General features: G+C 35.1%; 20 protein-coding genes and 1 pseudogene. 11 read left to right on the forward strand and 10 right to left on the reverse strand.

Annotated features, from left to right (window positions below; genetic code table 11):
• Positions 1–38: 38 nt before the first annotated feature.
• Positions 39–1,022 (forward strand): DUF3667 domain-containing protein, encoded by a 984-nt coding sequence (locus tag GKR88_16375; protein ID QMU65697.1) that lies wholly within the window; start codon positions 39–41, stop codon positions 1,020–1,022.
• Here GKR88_16375 and GKR88_16380 read toward each other — a convergent pair.
• The gene (locus GKR88_16380; protein ID QMU65698.1) at positions 1,009–1,719 is read right to left on the reverse strand and encodes a hypothetical protein; all 711 of its coding nucleotides are present in this window, start codon (positions 1,717–1,719) and stop codon (positions 1,009–1,011) included. The two genes, GKR88_16375 and GKR88_16380, sit on opposite strands and share 14 nt — an antisense overlap.
• Positions 1,720–1,994: 275 nt before the next feature.
• Between GKR88_16380 and pruA the strand changes: the two genes are divergently transcribed.
• Complete coding sequence (gene pruA / locus GKR88_16385; GenBank protein ID QMU65699.1) at positions 1,995–3,623, forward strand: L-glutamate gamma-semialdehyde dehydrogenase; 1,629 nt, start codon at positions 1,995–1,997, stop codon at positions 3,621–3,623.
• 364 nt (positions 3,624–3,987) lie between these two features.
• On the opposite strand, the gene GKR88_16390 is transcribed toward pruA, so the two are convergent.
• The gene (locus GKR88_16390) at positions 3,988–5,151 is read right to left on the reverse strand and encodes an IS4 family transposase (GenBank protein ID QMU65700.1); all 1,164 of its coding nucleotides are present in this window, start codon (positions 5,149–5,151) and stop codon (positions 3,988–3,990) included.
• A 220-nt stretch (positions 5,152–5,371) separates the two neighbouring features.
• Here GKR88_16390 and GKR88_16395 point away from each other — a divergent pair, with 220 nt between their 5' ends.
• Together GKR88_16395 and GKR88_16400 are read left to right on the forward strand one after the other, a co-directional pair.
• Complete coding sequence (locus GKR88_16395; protein ID QMU65701.1) at positions 5,372–7,990, forward strand: DUF5117 domain-containing protein; 2,619 nt, start codon at positions 5,372–5,374, stop codon at positions 7,988–7,990.
• 149 nt (positions 7,991–8,139) lie between these two features.
• The gene (locus GKR88_16400) at positions 8,140–9,024 is read left to right on the forward strand and encodes a TIGR01777 family protein (GenBank protein ID QMU65702.1); all 885 of its coding nucleotides are present in this window, start codon (positions 8,140–8,142) and stop codon (positions 9,022–9,024) included.
• Between the two features lie 51 nt (positions 9,025–9,075).
• Here the strand turns inward: GKR88_16400 and GKR88_16405 are convergent, their stop codons facing one another.
• Genes GKR88_16405 through rsfS form a run of 6 tightly spaced genes read right to left on the reverse strand, consistent with a single transcriptional unit; the run spans position 9,076 to position 14,133 of the window.
• The gene (locus GKR88_16405; GenBank protein ID QMU65703.1) at positions 9,076–9,699 is read right to left on the reverse strand and encodes a hypothetical protein; all 624 of its coding nucleotides are present in this window, start codon (positions 9,697–9,699) and stop codon (positions 9,076–9,078) included.
• Between the two features lie 50 nt (positions 9,700–9,749).
• Entirely contained in the window at positions 9,750–10,409 is a 660-nt protein-coding gene (locus tag GKR88_16410; protein QMU65704.1) for a phosphatidylserine decarboxylase family protein, read from the reverse strand.
• A gap of 4 nt (positions 10,410–10,413) precedes the next feature.
• Positions 10,414–11,211, reverse strand: a complete 798-nt coding sequence (locus GKR88_16415) for a CDP-archaeol synthase (GenBank protein ID QMU65705.1) — start codon at positions 11,209–11,211, stop codon at positions 10,414–10,416.
• A gap of 1 nt (position 11,212) precedes the next feature.
• Positions 11,213–11,794, reverse strand: a complete 582-nt coding sequence (locus GKR88_16420; GenBank protein ID QMU65706.1) for a hypothetical protein — start codon at positions 11,792–11,794, stop codon at positions 11,213–11,215.
• Positions 11,795–11,811: 17 nt separating this feature from the next.
• A complete protein-coding gene (gene hflB / locus GKR88_16425; GenBank protein ID QMU65707.1) occupies positions 11,812–13,740 on the reverse strand; it encodes an ATP-dependent zinc metalloprotease FtsH in 1,929 nt (642 codons plus the stop codon).
• Between the two features lie 24 nt (positions 13,741–13,764).
• The gene (rsfS, locus tag GKR88_16430) at positions 13,765–14,133 is read right to left on the reverse strand and encodes a ribosome silencing factor (protein QMU65708.1); all 369 of its coding nucleotides are present in this window, start codon (positions 14,131–14,133) and stop codon (positions 13,765–13,767) included.
• A gap of 85 nt (positions 14,134–14,218) precedes the next feature.
• On the opposite strand from rsfS, the gene GKR88_16435 reads away from it, so the two are divergent.
• On the forward strand, positions 14,219–14,953 hold the full coding sequence (locus tag GKR88_16435) for a biotin--[acetyl-CoA-carboxylase] ligase (GenBank protein QMU65709.1): 735 nt from the start codon (positions 14,219–14,221) through the stop codon (positions 14,951–14,953).
• Here the strand turns inward: GKR88_16435 and GKR88_16440 are convergent.
• The gene (locus tag GKR88_16440; protein ID QMU65710.1) at positions 14,943–15,332 is read right to left on the reverse strand and encodes an SRPBCC family protein; all 390 of its coding nucleotides are present in this window, start codon (positions 15,330–15,332) and stop codon (positions 14,943–14,945) included. The genes GKR88_16435 and GKR88_16440 overlap by 11 nt on opposite strands.
• A 9-nt stretch (positions 15,333–15,341) precedes the next feature.
• A complete protein-coding gene (locus tag GKR88_16445; GenBank protein ID QMU65711.1) occupies positions 15,342–15,980 on the reverse strand; it encodes an orotate phosphoribosyltransferase in 639 nt (212 codons plus the stop codon).
• A gap of 9 nt (positions 15,981–15,989) precedes the next feature.
• Between GKR88_16445 and GKR88_16450 the strand changes: the two genes are divergently transcribed.
• The 6 genes and pseudogenes from GKR88_16450 (at position 15,990) to GKR88_16475 (ending at position 22,294) form a co-directional block, all read left to right on the forward strand.
• On the forward strand, positions 15,990–16,583 hold the full coding sequence (locus GKR88_16450) for an NUDIX domain-containing protein (protein QMU65712.1): 594 nt from the start codon (positions 15,990–15,992) through the stop codon (positions 16,581–16,583).
• A 3-nt stretch (positions 16,584–16,586) separates the two neighbouring features.
• Positions 16,587–16,990: pseudogene (locus tag GKR88_16455) on the forward strand (sodium-independent anion transporter).
• A 638-nt stretch (positions 16,991–17,628) separates the two neighbouring features.
• Positions 17,629–19,521 (forward strand): hypothetical protein, encoded by a 1,893-nt coding sequence (locus GKR88_16460; protein ID QMU65713.1) that lies wholly within the window; start codon positions 17,629–17,631, stop codon positions 19,519–19,521.
• Between the two features lie 128 nt (positions 19,522–19,649).
• On the forward strand, positions 19,650–21,011 hold the full coding sequence (locus GKR88_16465) for a hypothetical protein (GenBank protein QMU65714.1): 1,362 nt from the start codon (positions 19,650–19,652) through the stop codon (positions 21,009–21,011).
• 5 nt (positions 21,012–21,016) lie between these two features.
• Complete coding sequence (locus GKR88_16470) at positions 21,017–21,292, forward strand: hypothetical protein (GenBank protein ID QMU65715.1); 276 nt, start codon at positions 21,017–21,019, stop codon at positions 21,290–21,292.
• A gap of 57 nt (positions 21,293–21,349) precedes the next feature.
• Entirely contained in the window at positions 21,350–22,294 is a 945-nt protein-coding gene (locus GKR88_16475; protein ID QMU65716.1) for a hypothetical protein, read from the forward strand.
• Positions 22,295–22,850 lie beyond the last annotated feature (556 nt).

The raw sequence follows: 22,850 nt of genomic DNA on the forward strand, positions 1-22,850 counted from the left end.
AAAGAAAAAGAATTACTTTTAAAAACTTTATTGTTGAGGTGTTTAACGGCTTTTTTTCTCTGGATGCAAAATTCTGGATGACCATCATTCCTTTATTAACAAAACCCGGCAAAGTCTCCAGAGATTTTATTAATGGAAAAAGAGTACGTTATTCAAATCCTTTTCAGTTTTATCTGACTGTCTCCATTATTTTCTTTTTGATTTTAAGTGTAACCAACAAGTATCAGGAGTTTACCAGGCTTGGTGAAAATGCTACGAATACCAATTTCTCAATTATTGATTTCCAGGAAACTAACAAAAAAGAAATAGACTCTCTTGTTCATAAAGCACAAACAAATTTAAACAGTGAAATAAAAAAGATAGATTCTATAAACCCCAATATACTAGCCTTTATTCCTGAAGAAATCAAAGATTCCATACAAGCAGAAATTAAAAACCCCAAAGAACTCGGAGATATTGATTTTGATGATAAAAACGGACGTATTACCAAAATGGTCAATTATCAAAAAAAGCATCCCGAAGTTAGTATAGATTCGGCATTAACCAGCCTGGGAGCGCAAAAAACTTTTTTTAACAGATTCTTATATACCAGAGCCGGCAAGGTGAATTCTTTTTTGAAAAACACCAGTGAGGAAAATAATAAATTACGAAAAGAGATTATCTCTTATGCGTCTGTTTCTATTTTTATATTCCTTCCTTTTTTCACATTATTTCTTAGGTTTATTTATATCAGAAGAAAGTTTACCTATGTAGAGCATCTCATCTTTGTTTTTCATACACAAACGGTATTCTTTATCTTATTAACCCTTTTTTACACTTTAAATATGATTACGAAAAATGACTATATCATCTTGATATTTTCATTTATCTTCTTGATATACCTGCTTATTGCTATGAAACATTTTTACAAACAAAGGTATTTTAAAACATTTATTAAGTTTTTAATCATAAATTTCGCTTTTATATTTATGGCCTCTATAGGGTTTGGAGTTTTATCAATTATAACATTTATATTGTACTAAGCATTGCTGAAGTCTTTTTATCGTGTACAAAATCCAAATAGTGTAATGTTACATGTTCCTTTTCTTTTTTTACGGATGTAATACTTACCGTTTCTACAAAAGGTCGTTTCATTTTCAATGCCGTCTCCTGTGTTCCTCTTTCCGTATCCTGATGAAATCGCATCACCTCTTCCTGATTGAGATCGCCTTCTTCTAACCAATCATTAAACCAGTTGGCTCTGTCTTGTTTCATTTGAGCGTCATACAACGTAGATGACGACCAAATTTTAGGCTCATTTTTTAGTTCCTTAACATGTTTTTTAATTCCATCCCAAACTAACTCATACACTGATAACTTTGTATTCCAATCAATTAAAACAATAGTAAAAGGTTCTATGTTTTCAAAATTAAATTCATAGATAGTACTCAATAGATTTTTAGCTTTCAACAATTTCCTGACAATAACGCCTCTACTCATCTTGTAAAAAGCGTTATGCTTATGTTTTTCAAAACCTCCGTTTAGTAAACAGACCAATCTTTTTTTCTCACTAATCCCAATCCATGTACCTCCTGCTAATTCGTCTTTCGGATATACCATCTTCACTCCATTTTCTACATAGGTCATAGGAGCAATCGCTTTTCGATTCGGATTTTCATCTCTATTAGATGTAAAAATAAAATCCTTATTATCAATCGGGATGTAGGTTACCGTACACATAAAAAATATTCAACATAAATATAGTTCAAATCTACAAGAAAAAACGGATAGAGGCCTTTGCAAAATTGATTTGGCAAAAAAGTTCGATACCCGAAGAAAATTTTCAACCGGAGTAACCTGTTGGTTTTGAGGATTTAAAATTTTCGAGAAGGAAGAAATTTGAAGCCAAATCAATTTCAATACGGAATATATCTCTATTTTGCAAAGGTCTCGGATAATTAATTGTAACTTTATACTATCAAAATGAATAGACGCTAACATATAACATAAATAAAATGGGAAAAGGTTTTTTTCAAGTACCAACAGCTAATAACGAACCTGTAAAATCATATGCTCCCGGAAGCACCGAAAGAGCTGCGGTTTCTGCTCAATACACAACCTACTTTAATGGATTTGCAGATATACCCATGTATATTGGAAATGAAGAAATAAGAACCGGAAACACCAAAAATATAGCTCCTCCTCATGACCACCGGCATATAGTTGGTCAATACCATGTGGGAAACAAAGATCACATTCAAAGAGCCATCACTACAGCTTTAGAAGCAAGAAAAAACTGGTCTCAAATTCCCTGGACAGAAAGAGCAGCTATTTTCTTAAAAGCTGCAAGTTTGATTGCCGGTCCGCACAGAGCAAAGCTCAATGCTGCTACGATGATAGCCCAGTCCAAAACAATACATCAGGCTGAAATTGACGCTGCTTGTGAGCTAATAGATTTTTTAAATTTCAATGTTGCATTCATGTCTCAGATATATGCGGATCAGCCGGATTCTGCAGAAGAAATCTGGAACAGGGTTGAATACAGACCCTTAGAAGGGTTTATATATGCTGTTACCCCTTTTAATTTTACTGCCATTGCAGGTAATCTGCCTGCCAGTGCCGCTATGATGGGGAACACTGTCGTATGGAAGCCATCTGATCACCAAATTTTCTCTGCAAAAGTGATAATGGACGTATTTAAGGAAGCCGGCCTACCGGATGGAGTAATTAATGTCGTATACGGAGATCCGGTAATGATTACGGATACCGTATTGGCAAGCACTGATTTTGCCGGGATTCATTTTACAGGATCTACCTATGTATTCAAAGAAATTTGGAAAAAAACCGGAGAACATATTCATAATTATAAGACCTACCCTAGAATTGTAGGAGAAACCGGAGGTAAAGATTTTATCATTGCACACCCTTCCGCAGATGCAAAACAAGTAGCAACGGGAATTTCTCGTGGAGCTTTTGAATTTCAGGGTCAAAAATGTTCTGCCGCTTCAAGGGTATATTTACCGAAATCAATAGCTGAAAAAATCTTAAATTATGTAAAAGAAGATATTGCATCTTTTAAAATGGGTTCACCCGAAGATATGAGTCATTTTATTACTGCTGTAATCCATGAAAATTCTTTTGATAAGTTAGCTTCATACATAGATAATGCGAAATCTGATCCAAATGCAGAAGTAATTGCCGGCGGGAAGTATGACAAGTCCAAAGGGTATTTTGTTGAACCTACCGTAATTTTGACTAAATATCCTAAATACACAACTATGTGTACTGAGTTATTTGGCCCTGTTGTTACCGTATATATTTATGACGATGAAGATTGGTCGGAGACATTGCAACTGGTAGATCAAACATCCGAATATGCTTTGACAGGAGCTGTGTTTGCTACCGACAGATATGCTGTCACGGAAGCAACCAAAGCATTGGAAAATTGTGCGGGGAATTTCTATATCAATGATAAACCTACCGGTGCTGTCGTGGGCCAACAACCTTTTGGAGGGGCCAGAGCTTCGGGAACCAATGACAAAGCCGGGTCTGCTCAAAACTTATTGCGCTGGGTATCACCAAGGCTCATTAAAGAAACTTTTGTAACTCCAACAAATTACAGATATCCCTTTCTCGGGGAATAACAACCATTTTAAGTTTAAATGAGTTCACTGTAATACTGTTTCTGATTTACAAATATTCAACTAAAAAAAACAGTCATTTTTTTGATTAAACAACACTGCTGTCCGTACGTTGAAAATAAGATCGCTTCCGTTTTTAGATGCAAAAATATAGATTCATTACTTTCATATTTCTAGCTTCTATTATCTTTAATCTAGTAGTAAAACGGTCTTATCTCAAAAGATTTGGGAAGTTATGATCAGACAAAAAAGAGCAATTTTTAATAAATTTAAAATCTAATGGGTATAATTTCTTTATCTTCCGATAGAATTGTTATACTATTTCTGATTTAAAATTTATCTATAAATCTTATTTTATATCAAGTTGCTAAGTACATGACAAAAATTTAGTCAAGTTCATATTGTTTTGATTTACAGGGTTTAATAGCACAGAAGCGATATAATCTAATCCATATTTGAATATGCTTTTAGCCATTCTTCCATGCTTTTTTATTTTGATAGGCTTAATCTGATGTAAATATATACCAACTTTGTAACACCATACGAAAGCCATCATTACAAACAGTACTAAATTTTTCAATACGCTTAATATCTTGCAGGTGTGTGTTTTAAAGCAATGAAAGCCACTGGCTTTCATTGCTTTAAAACACATCTCTATCTGCCATCGTTCTTTGTATTGTTCAAAGGCCTTATCAGGAGCGTTGAACGATACAATGATTAAGAAATCAGGCTTTCCATTTTTTGGGTACAACTTGCATCCGGAAAGGAAACAAAGCTGACCATTAACACGTACAATTTTAGGATAATACACAAACTCATTGATCTTATGTGGATTAAACAAGTGAAATACTTTGATGGTTTTGTTCTTATCAGGAAGCTCTACCTTAAAGTTGTTTCGAATGCGGATATAATATTTGATTCCATTTGTATTCAAGAAATCCAACCAATGATTACCTACAAACTCTCTATCGGCTACAATGGATTTAATAACATCTTTGCCAAAAAGTCTTATGAAACGATTCACAAGATCAATACGCTCCTGACTGTTAGAGTTCCCTGGCTTATCTAACATAGTAAATAACAATGGGAAGGCAACACCTTTATAGACAACTCCCAACACGGCACCGTCAATTAATAAGCGTGTAATAAATGGGAAGGCAACACCTTTATAGACAACTCCCAACATAAAAATGTTGATGTTGGTCTGACCAAACTTCCAATTGGTCCTATCAATACTCAAGATCAATCCCTCTTGCTTAGGAAGGAGACTAAATATAAGACGAGCGATCAAATCTCCATCCAACGAATAATCAGCAATAAATCTTTGAATACGTCTGAGTGATGACTTCGAATCTACTGAGGTCTCAAAAGCGTTGGCTACCTTTTCAAAGGTAACTGTCTGTACCTTACAGAGGGCGATAATGAAATGTGATATGAGTTTGATTCTTGCCAAATTGATCTTACCTTGGAAATGAGAACTTAAAACTGAATTTAATTCACTACTTTTAGTGGAAGCATTGGTTTTTTTCATTAGAAAAATGAGTGATGTTATTCTTCTAATATACTGAAAATCAATGCTTTATTTTAATTATTTAACATTTAATTTACTGATAATCAATTAATTATATTTTTTGTCATGTACTAAAATCAAGTTGTTTTGATTTAATTGTAACTTTATAATATTCTTAACAAAAGATAAGGTCATTAAAAACTATCTTGCTTATCAATTTACATTAAAATCAATTTAAATCATGAAAACAACGAATTCCAGAGTGTTTAGGGTCATTTGGTCACTATTTTTAGTATTTACCATTGTGGGTATTCAGGATATAGATGCACAAAGAAGAAAAAAAAAGAAAAAGAATAAGACAGAGACCGTTGATAAACCAAAGCCAAAAAAAAAGAAAAAAACAATTGCTTCTCTAACAAAAAGCAGTAAGAAAACAGAAGGGTTATTTACCCTGTTTCAAGATACCATTACCGGGGATGTAAAAATGCTGATAACCAAAGATCAGCTAAATAGAGATTTTATTTACTTCTCTCAAATTGCTGATGCTGTTACAGACGCAGGAATGTTTAGGGGTGCCTATGGCAGATCCAGTATTTTTAACATAAAAAAACATTTTAATAAAATTGAGTTTATCGCTCCAAATACATCGTTTTATTTTGATAAGGAAAATATGCTGTCTAAAGCAGCTAGTGCCAATATAAGTGATGCTACTATTGCCAGTTCCAAAGTATTGGCAGCTAACGATAAAAAAGGTGAATATTTGATTAATGCAACAGGATTATTCTTATCAGAAAAATTGAAAAGAATCAAAGCTCCCAGATATCCCGGCAGATCCCCTTTTGCATTTACTTTAGGAAAATTTGATAAAAACAAATCAAAAATTGAAGCTATAAAGAACTATCCGGAAAATACAAATATCAAAACCGAATACGTTTTTAGCAATCCCGGAGTTTTAAATCGAGGTTCCAGAGCCGTTACAGATGGCAGGAATGTATCTATAAAGGTTTTTCACACTTTTATGAATATGCCGGAAGACGGATATGAAATGAGAATGGACGACCCCAGAGTAGGTTATTTTTTAACTCAGATTAATGACATGACCTCTGCGGAAACTGTCAATTACAAAGACCTTATTCACAGGTGGCGATTAGTAAAAAAAGACCCTAATGCAACTGTTTCCGAACCTGTAACTCCCATTATCTGGTGGATTGAAAATACAACTCCCTTAAAATGGAGAGAAACCATAAAAGAAGGTGTTTTGGCATGGAATGCAGCTTTTGAAAAGGCAGGATTCAAAAATGCAATCGTCGTAAAAGTACAACCGGACGATGCAGATTGGGATGCCGGCGATGTACGATACAATGTATTGCGTTGGACTTCTTCTCCTAACCCTCCTTTTGGTGGTTACGGGCCCAGTTTTGTAAATCCGCGGACCGGTGAGATTTTAGGTGCCGACATCATGTTAGAATATGTACACTTTACAAACAGGGTTTTTGCCGATAGATTATATAATGATGCCGCTGCCTATATGAAACTGGAAACAGCAGAAGAACTAGAGGTGAAAAGATTAAAAGAAAAAGAGAGTCATCTATTTTGTTCTATGGGGCACCTGATGCACGAAAATAATATGTTTGGGAATACCGTATTAGAAGCTACGGGCGCATCTGAAATGGAAATGGAAACATTGAAAAAAGAAGGAATGAAATCTCTGATTATGCATGAAGTTGGACACACGTTAGGTTTAAATCACAATATGAAAGCCAGTCAGCTATTCTCTCCGGAGCAATTGGCAGATGCCGACTTTATCAAAGGAAAAGCACTAACAGGATCGGTAATGGATTATGCCGGAATCAACCTGACTAACGATAGAACCAAACAAGGTCAATATTACGACATGAATGTGGGACCTTATGATATTTGGGCGATTCGGTATGGGTATCAGGATTTTAAAGATGAAGCTGAAATGAATGCCTTATTAGAGCAATCTACAAAACCCGAATTGATTTTTGGAAATGATGCAGATGATATGCGTTCTCCCGGTAAGGCAATTGATCCACGTGTAATGACAGGTGATTTATCTAATGACCAGATTACTTATTCCATCAATAGATTCCAATTAGTGAATGATATGATGAAAAATATAAAAACTCGTTTTGCCAAAGACAACGGGACTTATGTAGATGTAGTCAGAGCGTATTATACATTAAACGGTCAAGCAGCAAGAGCCGGTGATGTCATATCCAGATTTATCGGTGGTATATACGTAGACAGAGCTATGGCAGGCCAAACAGGCGGTACAATGCCATATACTCCTGTAAGTCTGGCAGATCAAAAAAGAGCGTTCAATGCTTTAAAGAAATATGTGTTTGCTCCAAATGCATTCAAAGCCCCTAAAGAAATCTATAATTACCTGGCCTGGCAACGTAGAGGGTATAACTTTTTTAGCGGGCCGGAAGATCCGAAAATTCACAAGCAAATTTTAGGATATCAAGCTAGGGTGCTGGCACATATCATGCATCCAAATACGCTACAAAGATTGTCTGACTCCGAATTGTATGGAAATCAATATAAATTATCCGTTTTTATGACGGATTTAAATAATGCAATGTTTAAGCCGGATGTATACGGAAGCATTAATTCTTTCCGACAAAACTTACAAATTATGTATGTAAAAAGATTGATCAATATGATTACCGGCAAAACAGCTAACCGATTTAATACCGCTGCCCAATCCATGGTGCTAATGAACTTAAAAAATATTAAGACATGGGTAAGCAACGGAACAGGGAATATAGCAACCAAAGCACATAAAAACCATTTAAAAACACTAATTACTAATGTGATGAAAGAGATTAAGTAATTCCAAATCTCTGAAATAATAGTAATACCATTTCTGACTTAAATTTACTCATTAAAAATGGCTGTTTTTTATTTGAGTATTTTTAAATTGGAAATGGTATAAACCGCAGTTCAAATTAGATTGCGGTTTTTTTTATCTTTACCCAATATATGGTAAAAGTTTTAATTACCGGTGGCTCCGGTTTAATTGGGAAACAACTCCTTTTTCTTCTAAAGCAAAAAGGTTATGAGGTATGTATTCTGACGAGAACCCCTAAAAGTGATAGTGAATACAAATGGGATATTAATGAACAATTTATAGACGAAAATGCTTTTCACAAATTAGATTATATCATTCATCTGGCAGGTGCAGGTATCGCTGACAAAAGATGGACGGAAAAAAGAAAACAGGAAATCATAGACAGCAGAATAAAATCTACCGAACTTTTATTACAAAAAGTAAAGCAATCCAAACTTCCATTAAAGGGTTTTATTTCAGCTTCAGCCATTGGTTATTACGGAGCCATCACCTCTAAACACATTTTTAAAGAAACCGACTCTCCGGCTAATGATTTTATAGGAAAAGTATGTGTGTTATGGGAACAGGCTGTACTCAAATTTAATTCGGAACATATTCGTACCGTTATCTTTAGAACCGGAATCGTACTAAGTAAAAACGGAGGAGTGTTAGCAAAAATGAAAACGTCTGTTATTTCTCCTATCGGATCCGGAAAACAATACGTCCCCTGGATTCATATCGATGACTTGTGCCATATGTATATCAGGGCTATAGAGGATATTCATATGTCAGGTATATTTAATGCAGTTGCTCCGGAACACCAAACGAGCAGTTCGTTTTCAAAAATACTCGCTCAAACCGGTAAACGTCCTTTTATTGCCTTTGGAGTACCTGCTATTTTACTACAACTTATTTTTGGAAAACTGGCCATACTACTATTGGAAGGAAGTAGAATTTCGTCAGAGAAAATAACTCTTACCGGATTTCGGTTCAAATTCCCTCAGTTAAAAGATGCTTTGAAAAATTTAGCAAAATAAAAAAAGGAGTTATAATAAATAACTCCCCTCTACGGTTATATCTTATGCTACCTATTTAAAGGTAGACGAAATATGAATGGCTACTTCAGACCACGTTTTGCTAATACCGTCCAATCCTTTATGTAAATCTTTACAAGCTACATTTAAAGAATCCATAGGGCTTTGAGTTTTCCATTTCAACACATCCATAGTGGCAGTCATTGAGAACTGTTTCCCTTCAACAGTATAATCAAAAGGTAATTTTTCAGTTACTCCGTTCATAGTTAGGTTAGCATAGCCCAAAGAATCATTTTCAATGATAAATTTTCCTGACAGTATGTTTGTTTTTTCCATCACACCGAAAAAGAATTTTCTGATTTTAAAATCTCTACTGGTATCTGATGTAAAAATACTACTTACCGGTATGGAAAATGCCACATCATTAATTGCCTCTTTTATCGTATTTCCTGCTCCCCCGGAAATAATGTTTACTTTCTTAAACTGCCCAGTTACAGGTACTTTCTCTGTAGTCTTATAAGCTGTCCAGTTTACTTTGGTAGCCGCATCGGATAATGAAAATGCAGCAGTGCTCTTCTCGGTTTCAATTGTATTTTTCTTTTTTTCTTTTTTTTCGGTTTTACACGCTATAAAACTAATAGCGGATACCATAAATAGTAGTGTTGTTAATTTTTTCATGTGTATGAGTATTGATTAAATTTTAATATTTCCTTACCTAATATCATTCATTATTCTTTTTCGGCAATCACCTGCTCTCCTCCTCTGACTACATCTCCAAGCGATACCTTTAATTTAGTTCCTACGGGCAAAAATACATCTACTCTGGAACCAAATTTAATAAAACCCGCGTCTGTTCCCTGGATCACATGTTCGCCTTCCTTTGCATAATTCATTATCCTTCTGGCAAGCACTCCCGCTATTTGCCTGTATAGTACTTCTCCAAACGACGGATTTTCTATCACTATCGTAGTTCTTTCATTATGAATTGATGATTTGGGGTGCCATGCAACAAGATACTTACCGGGGTGGTATTTACTATATTTTACTTTCCCGCTTAGAGCATATCTGGTAACATGTACATTGACAGGGGACATAAAAATAGAAACCTGTACTCTTTTATCTTTAAAATATTCTTCTTCCCGAACCTCTTCTATGACTACTACTTTACCATCTACCGGGGCAATAATATGGTGATCATTAACAGTCGTATTTCTTTTTGGGTTCCTAAAAAACTGAAGTATTAACACTAAAAAGAGCAACAGCAGTACCTGGATCGTTTTTAACAGTTGAAAATTCTCAATATACTTTTCTGCCAGAAATATTCCTGTAAGCGCAAAAATAAATGCCAGTAATATAATTTTATAACCTTCTTTATGAAAGCGAAGCATATGGTTAACTTATAAATTGAATGTACAAATATACAAATGGGGCCGCAAACAACAAGCTGTCTAATCTATCTAATAATCCGCCATGACCGGGCATTATGATTCCGCTATCTTTAATTTTAGCCTGCCTCTTAAATTTTGATTCTACCAAATCGCCTAGAGTTCCTGTTAAGGATATGATAATGGCTAACATTATCCAATTAAAAATGGTTAATGTCTCCGAATAAACAGCAATTAAAACAGCAGTAATTATTGAGAAAAATACACCGCCTATAACACCCTCTATGGTTTTCTTGGGAGATATGCTTTCAAAGAGTTTTCTTTTTCCAAAATTCTTACCTGTCAGGTAGGCAAAACTGTCATTGACCCACATCAATATTAAAATACTGACAAGTAAGTACGGTTGATAGGTATCATTAATAAATGGGATGAATACAATAAAACTTAATGAAAAAACCAGATAACGAACAGATATGTCTAATTTTTGAAGAAAATTAACCGGATCATTTTTCCCTTTGGCGTATATATATGCAATCATATGCACCGAACCCGTTAATGCTAAAATTAACAGGCCTGTAATTACTTTATCGTTGGTTATTTTAAAATAAATCGCTGCAATAATTCCCAAAAAAACAATGTAGGGAATTGCATTTTTTAACTGAATTAACTTTCCGAACTCATATATACACAAAAATCCAAAAACGGCCATTAGCAATACGAAAGATTCTACGGAATATAGAACAGCCGATAAAAAAACAATAACATAAATAAAACCCGAAATACTCCTTTTTATAAGGTTTTGCATTCTATAAATCTTCTAAGAGCAGCAAATATAAGTTTTTTGCATTACCATTCCCATAGTGTAAAAAGCTATCATCATCCGGACTCACTCGATAATTTCTGACAGCACTTATATTTGTCGGAATATTTTTATAGTTGGTTTTAATGCCTGTCAGCCCTTCTCCGATATCTTTCACTAACTGGCTTGTTTTTGCAAAAACAATGAAATTTTCTGTCAACGAAACCAACTTATGACCTCCTATCTGATTAGACGAAAACAAAATATCTCCACAGTCTGAAATCAGATGTTCACAATTTGTAAAAAAAGGAATTTCAGAGTTATGTTTGGAAGTTACTTCAATATCCAAATCTTTAATAAAAGAATGTTCATGTAAGTGCAAACATGCTACCTTATTCCATTGATTTTCTAACAAAATTCGATTCAAATTAGTTTTCAATTCCTCCTCGGAAAGACAATATAGAAACTTCCCTCCTTTCCAAATAAAATGATGCACAAAAGCATCGTCAAGAGATAACTGAACTTCCTCTTCTTTAATTTTTTTAGCTGCCGGGTCTTTAAGGTTAAATATTTTTTTGAAGAAACTCATGATGAGAGCACTGTTTTTTATTCTTTCTTTATTCCTTCCTCCTCTTCCTCTCCAAAAGATCTTTTTCCAAATATTTTTTCCAAATCATCTTTGAAAATAACTTCTTTTTCTAAGAGTAACTCCGCCAATATCGTCAGCTTTTCTTTGTGCTTTTGTAAAATACTTATTGCCCGTTTATACTGACTTTCAATCATTTTAGAAATTTCTTTATCAATTTTTTTGGCGGTCTCTTCACTATACGGTTTTACAAAAGCATCATTGCCCGAAGAATCATAATAGGTAACATTGCCCACTTCTTCATTCAGCCCGTATACGGTAACCATAGCTCTGGCCTGTTTCGTTACCTTTTCCAAATCGCTTAGTGCTCCTGTTGATATTTTATCAAAAATAATTTTTTCAGCTGCCCTACCTCCTAAAGCTGCACACATCTCATCCAGCATTTGTTCGGTTTGTACAATCATACGTTCCGCCGGTAAATACCAGGCGGCTCCCAAAGATTGCCCTCTCGGAACAATAGTAACCTTTACCAAAGGAGCTGCATGTTCCAGCATCCAACTTACGGTGGCATGCCCGGCTTCATGAAAAGCAATTGTTTTCTTCTCTTTTGGCGTAATAACTTTATTCTTTTTCTCTAACCCCCCTACAATTCTGTCCACTGCATCCAGAAAATCCTGATGGTGTATCAATTTTTTATTGTGCCTGGCGGCTATAAGCGCAGCTTCATTGCACATATTGGCAATATCTGCCCCGGAAAAACCGGGTGTCTGCTGAGCGAGAAATTCCACATCTACATCCTTAGCTAATTTTAATGGCTTGATATGGACTTCAAAAATCTCTTTTCGTTCTCTGATATCCGGTAGATCCACATAAATCTGACGATCAAAACGACCGGCTCTCATTAAGGCCTTATCTAACACGTCTGCCCTGTTTGTAGCAGCCAATACAATGACATTTGTATCGGTTCCAAAACCATCCATTTCGGTCAATAGCTGGTTCAGCGTATTTTCTCTCTCATCATTGCCTCCCGTCATACTATTTTTTCCACGAGCCCTGCCAATTGCATCTATCTCATCAATAAAAATAATGGAAGGTGATTTTTGCTGTGCCTGTTTAAAGAGATCCCTTACTCTGGATGCTCCGACACCGACAAACATTTCAACAAAATCCGAACCGGATAAAGAAAAGAAAGGAACACCTGCTTCGCCTGCAACTGCTTTTGCCAACAAGGTTTTACCGGTACCAGGAGGGCCTACTAAAAGAGCACCTTTGGGTATCTTACCTCCCAAAGAAGTATATTTTTCAGGGCTCTTTAAAAAATCTACGATCTCTTGTACTTCTTCTTTTGCACCTTCTAAACCAGCTACATCTAAAAAAGATGTTTTTACTTTGGTATCATTGTCAAACAATCTCGCCTTCGATTTCCCGATATTAAAGATTTGTCCTCCGGGAGCACCTCCGGAAGCAGACATTCTCCTCATGAAAAATATCCAAATCGCTATTAATAAAATAAAAGGTAAAAAAGTAATGATCTGATCAAATATACTGGTTTTTTCAGCATTTCTTCTATCAAAATCCAACCCTCTATCCTCCTTTGCTTTTTTTATTTTATTTTCAAAATTCTGCAGATCTCCAAAATTGTATTCATACATAGGAGAATTACTATTAAAAAAAGCGCTTTTTGTAATGTCCTTATAGCGCTCTTTATTTTGCGCTTCTTTTTTAATAAAAATCTGAGCTAAGCTATTATTGATAATCAGAATTCTATCAATATCATTATCTCTTAAAATCTCATCAAATTTATTTTCCGATAATCCCCGCGCAGAAAAAGCATCGCCATTTATAAAATTAAAACCTAAAATCAGTAAAAAAATGGCTGCATACACCCAATATATACTAAACTTAAACTTAGGCGTATTTGGTTTTATATTTTTATTCTTATCGTTCATACTTTCTTTTCAAAAAAAATTAATTTAAGCAGGGTTTATTTCCGTGATTTTTGCATCTCCCCACAAACTCTCTATATCATAAAACGCCCTTATATGCTTTTGAAAAATGTGTACTACAACATTCACATAATCCATTAATATCCATTCGGAATTGTTTTGTCCTTCTATATGCCACGGCTTGTCTTTTAATTCTTTACTTACCATTTTTTGCACACTTCCGGATATGGCACCTACCTGGGTATTTGAATTTCCCGAGCAAATTATAAAATAATCACAGACCGTATTTTCTATTTCCCGCAAATCTAATAATTGAATGTCTTCTCCTTTTATATCGTCAATCCCTTTAATTATTGCAGCGATTAAATCATCTGCATTCGTTTGTTTTTTTACCATTAAAAATTTTAAAATTTAAGCAAAGTTATTACTTTTTTGCGACTATTTTTATTAATATTGGACTTGTTCACGCTTTATTTCAAAATTGAAAATAATCAAACTTAGTGCCATTGAATCTACTAATTCTTTTTTAAAGAATTTGGAGAAGCAGAGCACTCAAAAGAACTTTACAACTGTTATTGCGAATATCCAGACAAAAGGACGGGGGCAATTAAATACTTCATGGCATTCTGAACCTTTTAAAAATTTGACTTTCAGCACTTTAATAAAAATAAATGCCTTGAAGGTTACTCGTAAATTTTATTTAAATTTTGCTGTTTCACTAGCTGTTTTTGAGGTTTTATCCGAATACAAAATACCCAAACTTAAAATAAAGTGGCCTAACGACATTCTGTCAGGAAATCGTAAAATCTGCGGGATTCTTATTGAAAATACCATTTCTAAAGATCGTATTGTCTATTCTGTAATTGGAATTGGCTTAAATGTAAATCAGGAACATTTTGAAAATGCTGTGATGGCTACCTCAATGATCCATCATCTAAAAAAAGAAACGGATTTGGAAAAACTCTTCATGAGTATTTTAAAAAAAATTAAAAAATATGTCACTTATATGGAAAATAAAAAATGGGAAGAGCTAAAACAGCTATATTTACGGAATTTGTATAAAATTAATACCGCTACTGCTTTTTTAGATAAGCATCAACATCTCTTTATGGGTATCATCAGAAATGTCAATAGCAACGGAAAATTAGTTATTGAACTGGAAAATGCTTCTTTAAAAGAATTTGATATAAAAGAAGTAATCTTTGCTAAAGTTTAGCTATATTTTCAGTCAGTGTATTTATAAAATTGGTTAATGGCTTTTTAACCATCATGGCCATCATAGGGTTAAAATCTCCTTTAAAAATCAATTGGACATCGCTTTGATAATCTGAGATTTTCTCAATCGTAGAAGATAATGTAAATGTCAATTTACCATCAGCAGCGCCCAGAGTTATAGTAGAAAACGGTTTCTTTTCTTTTAAAACCAGTTTTATTTCAGGCATTCCTTTCAAAGCAAACAAAAAAGAATCTCCATACACTTCAAATTTCCGAATGCTCTCCGGCATAAGGTGTTTAAAATTTTCTAATTGTGTAAAAAATGCAAATAATTCTTTATCGGATTTATGTACGCTAACTTTGTTTCCTTGTATTTCCATGATCTTTTATTATTTCCATATATCCGGTTTTTTTCTCCAGTCTTGCAATGTATCTGATTCTTCCTTAGTAATATAGTTTGTTTCCGATGCCTGCTCTAATAAATAAGAATAGCTGCTCAATACCGTTAAGGGTACATTCGCATTTTTAAAATTCTCTATGGCCATTTCAAATTCGTAAGAAAAAATAGCGATCATACCTTTTACAACCACTCCAAATTCTCTTAATGCTGCTACAGCATTTAGACTACTTTTGCCGGTACTTATCAGATCTTCTATAACAACAACATTTTGTCCGGGTCCTATATGACCTTCTATCTGATTTTTTCTTCCGTGCTTTTTCGGTTCCGGTCTTACATATATAAACGGAACGCCTGATTCTTGTGCCACAAGCACTCCAATGGCAATAGCACCGGTAGCCACACCGGCAATTACATCCGGTTTCCCATATTGTTTTTCAACGAGTTTACTCATCTTTTCTTTTATAAACACTCTGGCAAAAGGGTATGAAAGCACTACTCTATTATCACAATAAATGGGTGATTTCCATCCTGAAGCCCAATGAAAGGGGGTGTTGGGATTTAACTTTATTGCTTTAATGTTAAGAAGCAATTCAGCAGTTTTTTTTGCAGTATCTTTGTCTAAATTCATTACCGGCAAATGTATAAAGTTTTTATAAATAACAGCCCTATTATTTTAACTGATTCGTTCCAAAATCAAAACGAATTTCCTTTCTTGATATACAAAAATGTGGTTCCGGATGAAATTATTTACAAATTAAGCAAAAACGTTTTTAATGGTATTTATTTATACGACATGGATTTGGAACCGTGTTGGAAAGATTTTAAAAGCCATTTTAAGGTGATTATTGCCGGTGGTGGTTTGGTTCAAAATTCTAAAAAAGAAACGCTGTTTATTTATCGTGGAAATAAGTGGGATCTTCCTAAGGGGAAGGTTGAAAAAGGAGAGTCTGTGGAAAAAACCGCATTAAGAGAGGTAAAAGAAGAATGTGGAATTGCTAATTTAATTCTAAAAGAATTCATTATCACTACCTATCATATCTTTTATTATGATAACGTATTGAGTCTGAAAGAAACGCACTGGTTTTTGATGTACACCGATCATTCTAAAACGCAGCCTCAACTTGATGAAGGTATTACTATTGCCGAATTTAAACCAAAATCAGAAGTCGATTTGGCACTAAAAAATTCTTATGCTAACATCCAATTAATTTTTAACTACCTGACAAAATAAGATATTGAACAAATTCCTATTGCTGCATTGGTTGATGTCATGTTTATGGTAGTTAATAGGAACTTTTGCTTGGTCCAGTTTTAGAATTATGAATAAAATTCCCGGAACTGATGTATTTGTACTGATTTTAGTATCTGCTCTAACAGTCATTTTTGATCTGGCAATTGCTGTAATTTCCGGGGTTATTGTAAGTACTTTGGTATTTTCCCGGGAAAATGCAAAACGTATTCGCGCCAGAAAAAGAGTGAAAGCAGACGGCGCAAAGGTTTATGAAATTCGGGGGCCTTTATTTTTTGGAAGTATCTTTGTATTTGATGTAAAAAACGACCTTGAAAATGTAGAAATTGACTTTATTGAGTCTTGCGTTTCCGACCATTCTGCTTTGGAAGCTATTTTTGCTTTTACAGTAATTTCAAATAATAACTGGTATAAAACAGGTTAAGAACTCATTTAAACTTTTTCAATTTGCTAAAAAATTGCGGTTTTTAGCTCTGTTTTTATCTGGTACAACAAATGATCCTTTACTTTAGTCTTCTTTGGTTTAACCCCGGTTTTTAACATACCCTTAACAATTTCTTTATTTAAAAAAGCCAATGAAACCTGTCTTTTGCTGCCTGTTTTTAAAAGGTTTTGCCATTTCTGTTACATTATTTTCAAACAAACTAAAAAAACCTTGCTGATTTCGTAAAAATAAGCTCTCCTCTTGCAAGGTATATTTATATTGTCTACTTTTGACTTGTTTCTAACAAAGAGACGAAGATTACTATGACCCTGATAGTTTTTCAGAGTTAAGATGAAGACCCTTTGGAGTAGTGTGCTTTTTTCGGCTGTCCACAGGTAGCTGTTCAAACGGTAGCTTGTCGTTAGTGTTAGATAAGTAAAAATAGTATGAACCCTAAAAAGTTACACTATATGAAAAAAAGCGAAAAGTAAAAAAAGTACGGCTCAGGCGTACTTTTAGTACCGCTCTAGTACCGCTCATCGGTACTTGAGTTTCAAAAAAAGCAAATACGTTTGTCGTATTAATTTATAAAAAAATCAATATATGAGAACTACCAATCAACAAAACACAAGTATAATTCTAAACAAATCATTTTTAAAGAACGCATTTGTTTTTATTCTCGTTGTTACAGTTTATAAACATCAAGCCCAAGAGTTACCAAATATTGTGCCTCCATCTCCGGAGGCATCAGAATTAATTAAATATTCGCAAACACAAATATCGCCTTATACAGGTTTACCTAATATCCAAATTCCGTTTTATACCATAAATCATAAAGGGGTTTCCGTTCCAATTGCCTTAGCATATAGTAGTGGTGGTGTTAAAGTTGAAGATATAGCTTCATGGATTGGAATGGGTTGGAATCTTCAAGCTGGAGGATTAGTGACACGGACGATTAACTGGTTACCTGACAATAGCCCAATGGGTTATATGAATACGAGCTATACCCTAGAGGATTTTGCAAATCGTGAACCCACCCAAGGGGCATATTGTTGTGTAGAAGGTAGCAGGGATGCTCAATTGTTAGGAAGTGTGTCAGAACAAAGAGATTATGAGCCCGATGAGTTTAACTACACCATTCCTGGCTATTCAGGTAAGTTCTATTATGATCAGAATCTCAATGATTTTGTTCAGATTCCCTACTCAAATAATATTATAGAAATGATTGAGGATGCAACTATTCAAAGAATTACAGGTTTTATTATTACTACACCGGATGGCATTCGATATCATTTTGGTGGTTCATCGCATTATATTGAAAAGATTCAAGGTGTACAAAGTATGTCTTTAACATATAATGGTATCATCAATACCCCTGCCGGTTTTTATGGTAATGGTACCATACCTTATAACCAGAGTTGGATGTTACATCACATAGAGTTTCCTATATCTGATGAGCAAATTACATTTGAGTATGATTTGGAAAGTAATGTAAAAACAATTATCAGACAACATGAAGAGCTTGTATTGCCTCTCAATGGCCATCCGCAAGAATATAATATTAATTATATAGAAAGAATCTTTACCCAGCCTAAAATAAAAGAAATTCATTTTCCACAAGGAAGAGTAGCATTTATACGGGAGCAAACCGAGCGCATGGATTTAGCAAACTCATATCCTTTGGAAAGAATCAACCTTTATGATAAAAATAACAATTTTATTAAGGGTATAAAACTAAATCACTCTCAATCTGTTTGTGCTAATGATAATTCTCAAGCTCCGTTTTTTGACCATCATAATATTGAAGCCAAGCACAGACTTCAACTAGACGCAGTTTTACAAGTTGATCAAAACGACCTTGAATTAAACCGTTACAGTTTAGAATACAATCCATTAAAATTGCCTCAACGTTACTCAAGAGCTATAGATTATTTTGGCTATTATAACGGACAGTCAAATGTCGGTTTAATCCCCAGAGCCAGATATGCTCCGAACTATTCAACAAGTTATTTTGGTGATGCCAATCGTTCGGTTTATCCTCAATATACACAGGCGGAAACATTAACGAAAATGATTTACCCAACAGGTGGTTATGACCAATTTATATGGGAAAATAATAAAGTGAGTTACTTTTTAGAAAGCTCAAATACCTATAGAGATTATCTTATTGAACAACAAGATGTAATTCAATCCGGAGCTACCCCTATAGATACTGACCCTAACATTACCTATTCAAAAATATTTACGATTGATCCTGATAGCGACGGTAGAGTTGTTTTTGATATTGATATGCTCAATTGCGGGCCAGATTTAAATTCCAGTAATTGTGCTTACACCATTGGTATTCAAGATTTAAGTACTTCCGATTATACCAATATTCTTCAAAGTGATGTAGAGTTATTGTTAAACCCCGGAGGGAGTTATAAGGTTATTGCAATTTCCAATAGCTCAAACCCAGTATGTGACCCACTGCAAACCCAGTATGTGACCCACTGACCGATCCCTCTTGTTCAAATCTACCGTCATTTTTAACACTTCAATGGACATATTACAAAGACCCTACACCAAATCAATGGATCTTTGGAGGATTGCGTATAGCCAGTATAAATACCTATGAGGGAATAATGTCAACAGAGCCAGAACTTTTTAGAAACTTTGATTACACATACCACGACCCACATCCTTCATCACATTTGGACAGTGGCATGACTTACAGACTACCTATAAATCTTGTAACTGCTGGATATGTAAGTACAGGTAACGCACACACATCATTAATAAGTTCAAATTCCGGATTAGTACTTAATAATGGAAGTTATGTTGGATATCAACATGTTACGGAGACACTTGTAAATAGAAACGATACCAATGGGCGTAAAGAATATATATACTCGGATTTTGATTTCAATATTGATTATAATCACAGTAATATTTACATTGATGGTGGTGGTCCAGTTCCATTTCCAAAGACACTCAAAAAGCAAATAAAACCTACATGGAGGAATGGAAACCTTAAAGCATTAACCTACTTCGATAAAAACAATAATAAAATAAAGAAAGAGATTTATGAACATGAATCTGTCAATACACTTCATAGAAGAGGAGATGCTTTTGCAATTCAAGCCTACAGAATGCCAGACGTAACAGGAGCCGGAAACAATATAGAAGTTGAGTATTATGGTTACACTAATGAGCATCATCGCTTAAAATCCCAAACTACTATTGATTATTTTGACAACAATCAAGTTGTTACCACAACTAACTATCAGTATGATAATAATCCGTTATTAGCTTCAAAAGTTAGTTTAGTAGATAGCACTAACTTAATCAATGAAACACATACTTTATATGCACAAGATATGCCAAGTCCTACATTAGCCGAGCAAAAATTAATTAATCAAAACCGTTTTGTACCTGTTGAAACCAAGACTCAAGTTAAAAACGGTAATACTTTACTTAGTAGTCAAACCCAAAAAACAATCTATCATAATTGGGATAATGATATTGTATTACCAAAACAGATAAAAACTTCAAAAAATAGTAGCACTTTAGAGGATCGCATTATTTACCACAGACTAGACACCCATGGAAACCCTTTAGAAGTGAGTAAAGCGGGAGGCATAAGAATTATTTATGTTTGGGGTTACAACAATACACAGCCTATAGCTAAAATTGAGAATGCCAGTTACGTAGGAATGTCTGCAAGTATGTTAAATAGCATTACAACTGTAAAAAACGCTTCAAACAATGATGTTAACGATGCTACTGAAAATACTTTGAGAAGTATGTTAGCTAATCTAAGAGCAATATTTTCCGAAGCTATGGTAACGGCCTATACGTACGACCCACTTATTGGAGTTACCAGTATTACAAATCCTAGAGGACAAACAGTATACTATAAATATGATGAGTTTAATAGACTCCAGTATGTAAAAGATCACGATGGAAACATTTTAAGTAAAAATGAATATAACTACAAAAACTAAAAATTATGAAAAAGCTACTCTATATCTTATGGTTTATCCCCATGACAGTATGGACACAAACCAGCACGGAAAATTATATTAAAAATACCGCTTATAAAGTAGAGACTACAGACGGAAATACCCATGCAACAAATGGAGCCACAATAGTCAATGACCAAAAAACAGAGACGATTGTGTATTATGACGGTTTGGGCCGGGCCGTACAGAATATTGCCAAGCAGGCAGGAGGACAAAGACAGGATATCATTGTACCGGTGTTTTACGATGAGTTCGGACGCTAAACCATAGAGTATCTCCCTTATGCAAGAACCCACAGCAGCCTGTCTTTTGAAACCGGTATGATACCGGATGTACAAGGAAACATCCCTGTTTTGAATGCCTTTTATAAGAACAGATATCCCGACGAATGGAGCTCGGCAACCACGCCCAACCCCTATAGTAAAAAGAGAATGGAAGCCTCTCCGCTAAGCAGGGTGCTGGAACAGGCAGCTCCGGGGAAAGACTGGAGCATGGGAGCAGGGCATACCATCTTATTTGACTATCAGACCAATACCTCCGATGAGGTACTACAATTTGATGTGGATTTTTCAGGAGCTGATCCGCTGTTTGTAGTAGCAGATACCTACTACCCTACGGGAAAACTCTACAAGACCATTACCAAAGATGAAAACTGGAACTCCAGTCACGGAAAAGACCGTACTACCGAAGAGTTTAAAGATAAGCTTAGCAGGATTATTTTAAAACGTACTTATAACAATCAGCAAACTCATGACACGTATTATGTATATGACGATTTTGGTAATCTGACATACGTATTGCCACCATTGGCAGCAGCAAAAACCAATGTATACCAAACAGGAACCACCAGTTATCCTGCCGGTACTTTTGTCAGTGGCGGAAACCCAACAGGTACCGTTACCTTTGGTATAGAACAAACCGCACCGGGAACTTTTGAATTTGTTGCCGACTTTGATTTGCAAAACCTGGCAAACAGTACCTTTAAAACAGGGTATATTATGGATTTGCCTCACACTCATCCGGCTATGGGTAGCCATACCTATTTGGGCGGTGCATCGGTTTCGGAATCTTCGGGTGGGGTGTTTGCCTACAGGTATGTGAGCTACTATGCAAGAGATGGTAAATTATACGCCTATGGCGGCGGATATAGTTCCAACGGTGTCAATACCTTGGTGATTTCGGATTTTGACAGGACGACAAGAGTCAGCCTGCCTCAAAACCTGCAAGGGTATACCGAAGCGGAAACAGCAGAAAAAGTCCGGTAATTGTTAGACAAACTCTGCTACCAATATAAATACGACCACAGAAACCGGCTGATAGAAAAAAAGATTCCCGGCAAAGGTTGGGAGCATATCGTCTATGACAAACTAAACAGGCCCGTACTGACGCAAGATGCCGGTTTAAAAGCACGAAACAAATGGCTCTTTTCCAAATACGATGTCTTGGGAAGGGTTATCTATACAGGGTTCTACAGCGAAACAAGCAGTAGTTCAAGAGCTGCCATGCAAACGGTTTTTGACAATAAAAGTATGGAACAAAACTATGAGGTTAAACAAAACAATGAAGGTGCTTTGGGAATCTATTATAGCAATAGTGATTTTCCAAATACCCATATAGAGGTCTTAACCGTCAATTATTATGACAACTATACCTTTAACAGGGCAGGAGCACCAACTTCCGCTACAAGCTATGGCGTAAGTACTACCGACAGGCTTACCGGACTGGCCACCGGAAGTCTTATAAAAGTATTGGATACAAACCACTGGATTACTACGGTCAGTTATTACGATGATAAGGCAAGACCTGTGTATGTGTATAGCA

The sequence above is a fragment of the Flavobacteriaceae bacterium genome (genome assembly GCA_014075215.1).
GTDB lineage: Bacteria > Bacteroidota > Bacteroidia > Flavobacteriales > Flavobacteriaceae > Polaribacter.

Bases quoted from the DNA above. Each gene is read 5' to 3' on its own strand.
- GKR88_16415 (QMU65705.1), bottom strand. From the start codon at position 11,211: ATGCAAAACCTTATAAAAAGGAGTATTTCGGGTTTTATTTATGTTATT.
- GKR88_16380 (QMU65698.1), bottom strand. From the start codon at position 1,719: ATGTGTACGGTAACCTACATCCCGATTGATAATAAGGATTTTATTTTT.
- GKR88_16390 (QMU65700.1), bottom strand. From the start codon at position 5,151: ATGAAAAAAACCAATGCTTCCACTAAAAGTAGTGAATTAAATTCAGTT.
- rsfS (QMU65708.1), bottom strand. From the start codon at position 14,133: ATGGTAAAAAAACAAACGAATGCAGATGATTTAATCGCTGCAATAATT.
- GKR88_16460 (QMU65713.1), top strand. From the start codon at position 17,629: ATGAGAACTACCAATCAACAAAACACAAGTATAATTCTAAACAAATCA.
- GKR88_16440 (QMU65710.1), bottom strand. From the start codon at position 15,332: ATGGAAATACAAGGAAACAAAGTTAGCGTACATAAATCCGATAAAGAA.
- GKR88_16420 (QMU65706.1), bottom strand. From the start codon at position 11,794: ATGAGTTTCTTCAAAAAAATATTTAACCTTAAAGACCCGGCAGCTAAA.
- GKR88_16450 (QMU65712.1), top strand. From the start codon at position 15,990: ATGTATAAAGTTTTTATAAATAACAGCCCTATTATTTTAACTGATTCG.
- pruA (QMU65699.1), top strand. From the start codon at position 1,995: ATGGGAAAAGGTTTTTTTCAAGTACCAACAGCTAATAACGAACCTGTA.
- GKR88_16465 (QMU65714.1), top strand. From the start codon at position 19,650: ATGTCAACAGAGCCAGAACTTTTTAGAAACTTTGATTACACATACCAC.
- hflB (QMU65707.1), bottom strand. From the start codon at position 13,740: ATGAACGATAAGAATAAAAATATAAAACCAAATACGCCTAAGTTTAAG.
- GKR88_16410 (QMU65704.1), bottom strand. From the start codon at position 10,409: ATGCTTCGCTTTCATAAAGAAGGTTATAAAATTATATTACTGGCATTT.
- GKR88_16445 (QMU65711.1), bottom strand. From the start codon at position 15,980: ATGAATTTAGACAAAGATACTGCAAAAAAAACTGCTGAATTGCTTCTT.
- GKR88_16395 (QMU65701.1), top strand. From the start codon at position 5,372: ATGAAAACAACGAATTCCAGAGTGTTTAGGGTCATTTGGTCACTATTT.
- GKR88_16470 (QMU65715.1), top strand. From the start codon at position 21,017: ATGAAAAAGCTACTCTATATCTTATGGTTTATCCCCATGACAGTATGG.
- GKR88_16400 (QMU65702.1), top strand. From the start codon at position 8,140: ATGGTAAAAGTTTTAATTACCGGTGGCTCCGGTTTAATTGGGAAACAA.
- GKR88_16475 (QMU65716.1), top strand. From the start codon at position 21,350: ATGATACCGGATGTACAAGGAAACATCCCTGTTTTGAATGCCTTTTAT.
- GKR88_16405 (QMU65703.1), bottom strand. From the start codon at position 9,699: ATGAAAAAATTAACAACACTACTATTTATGGTATCCGCTATTAGTTTT.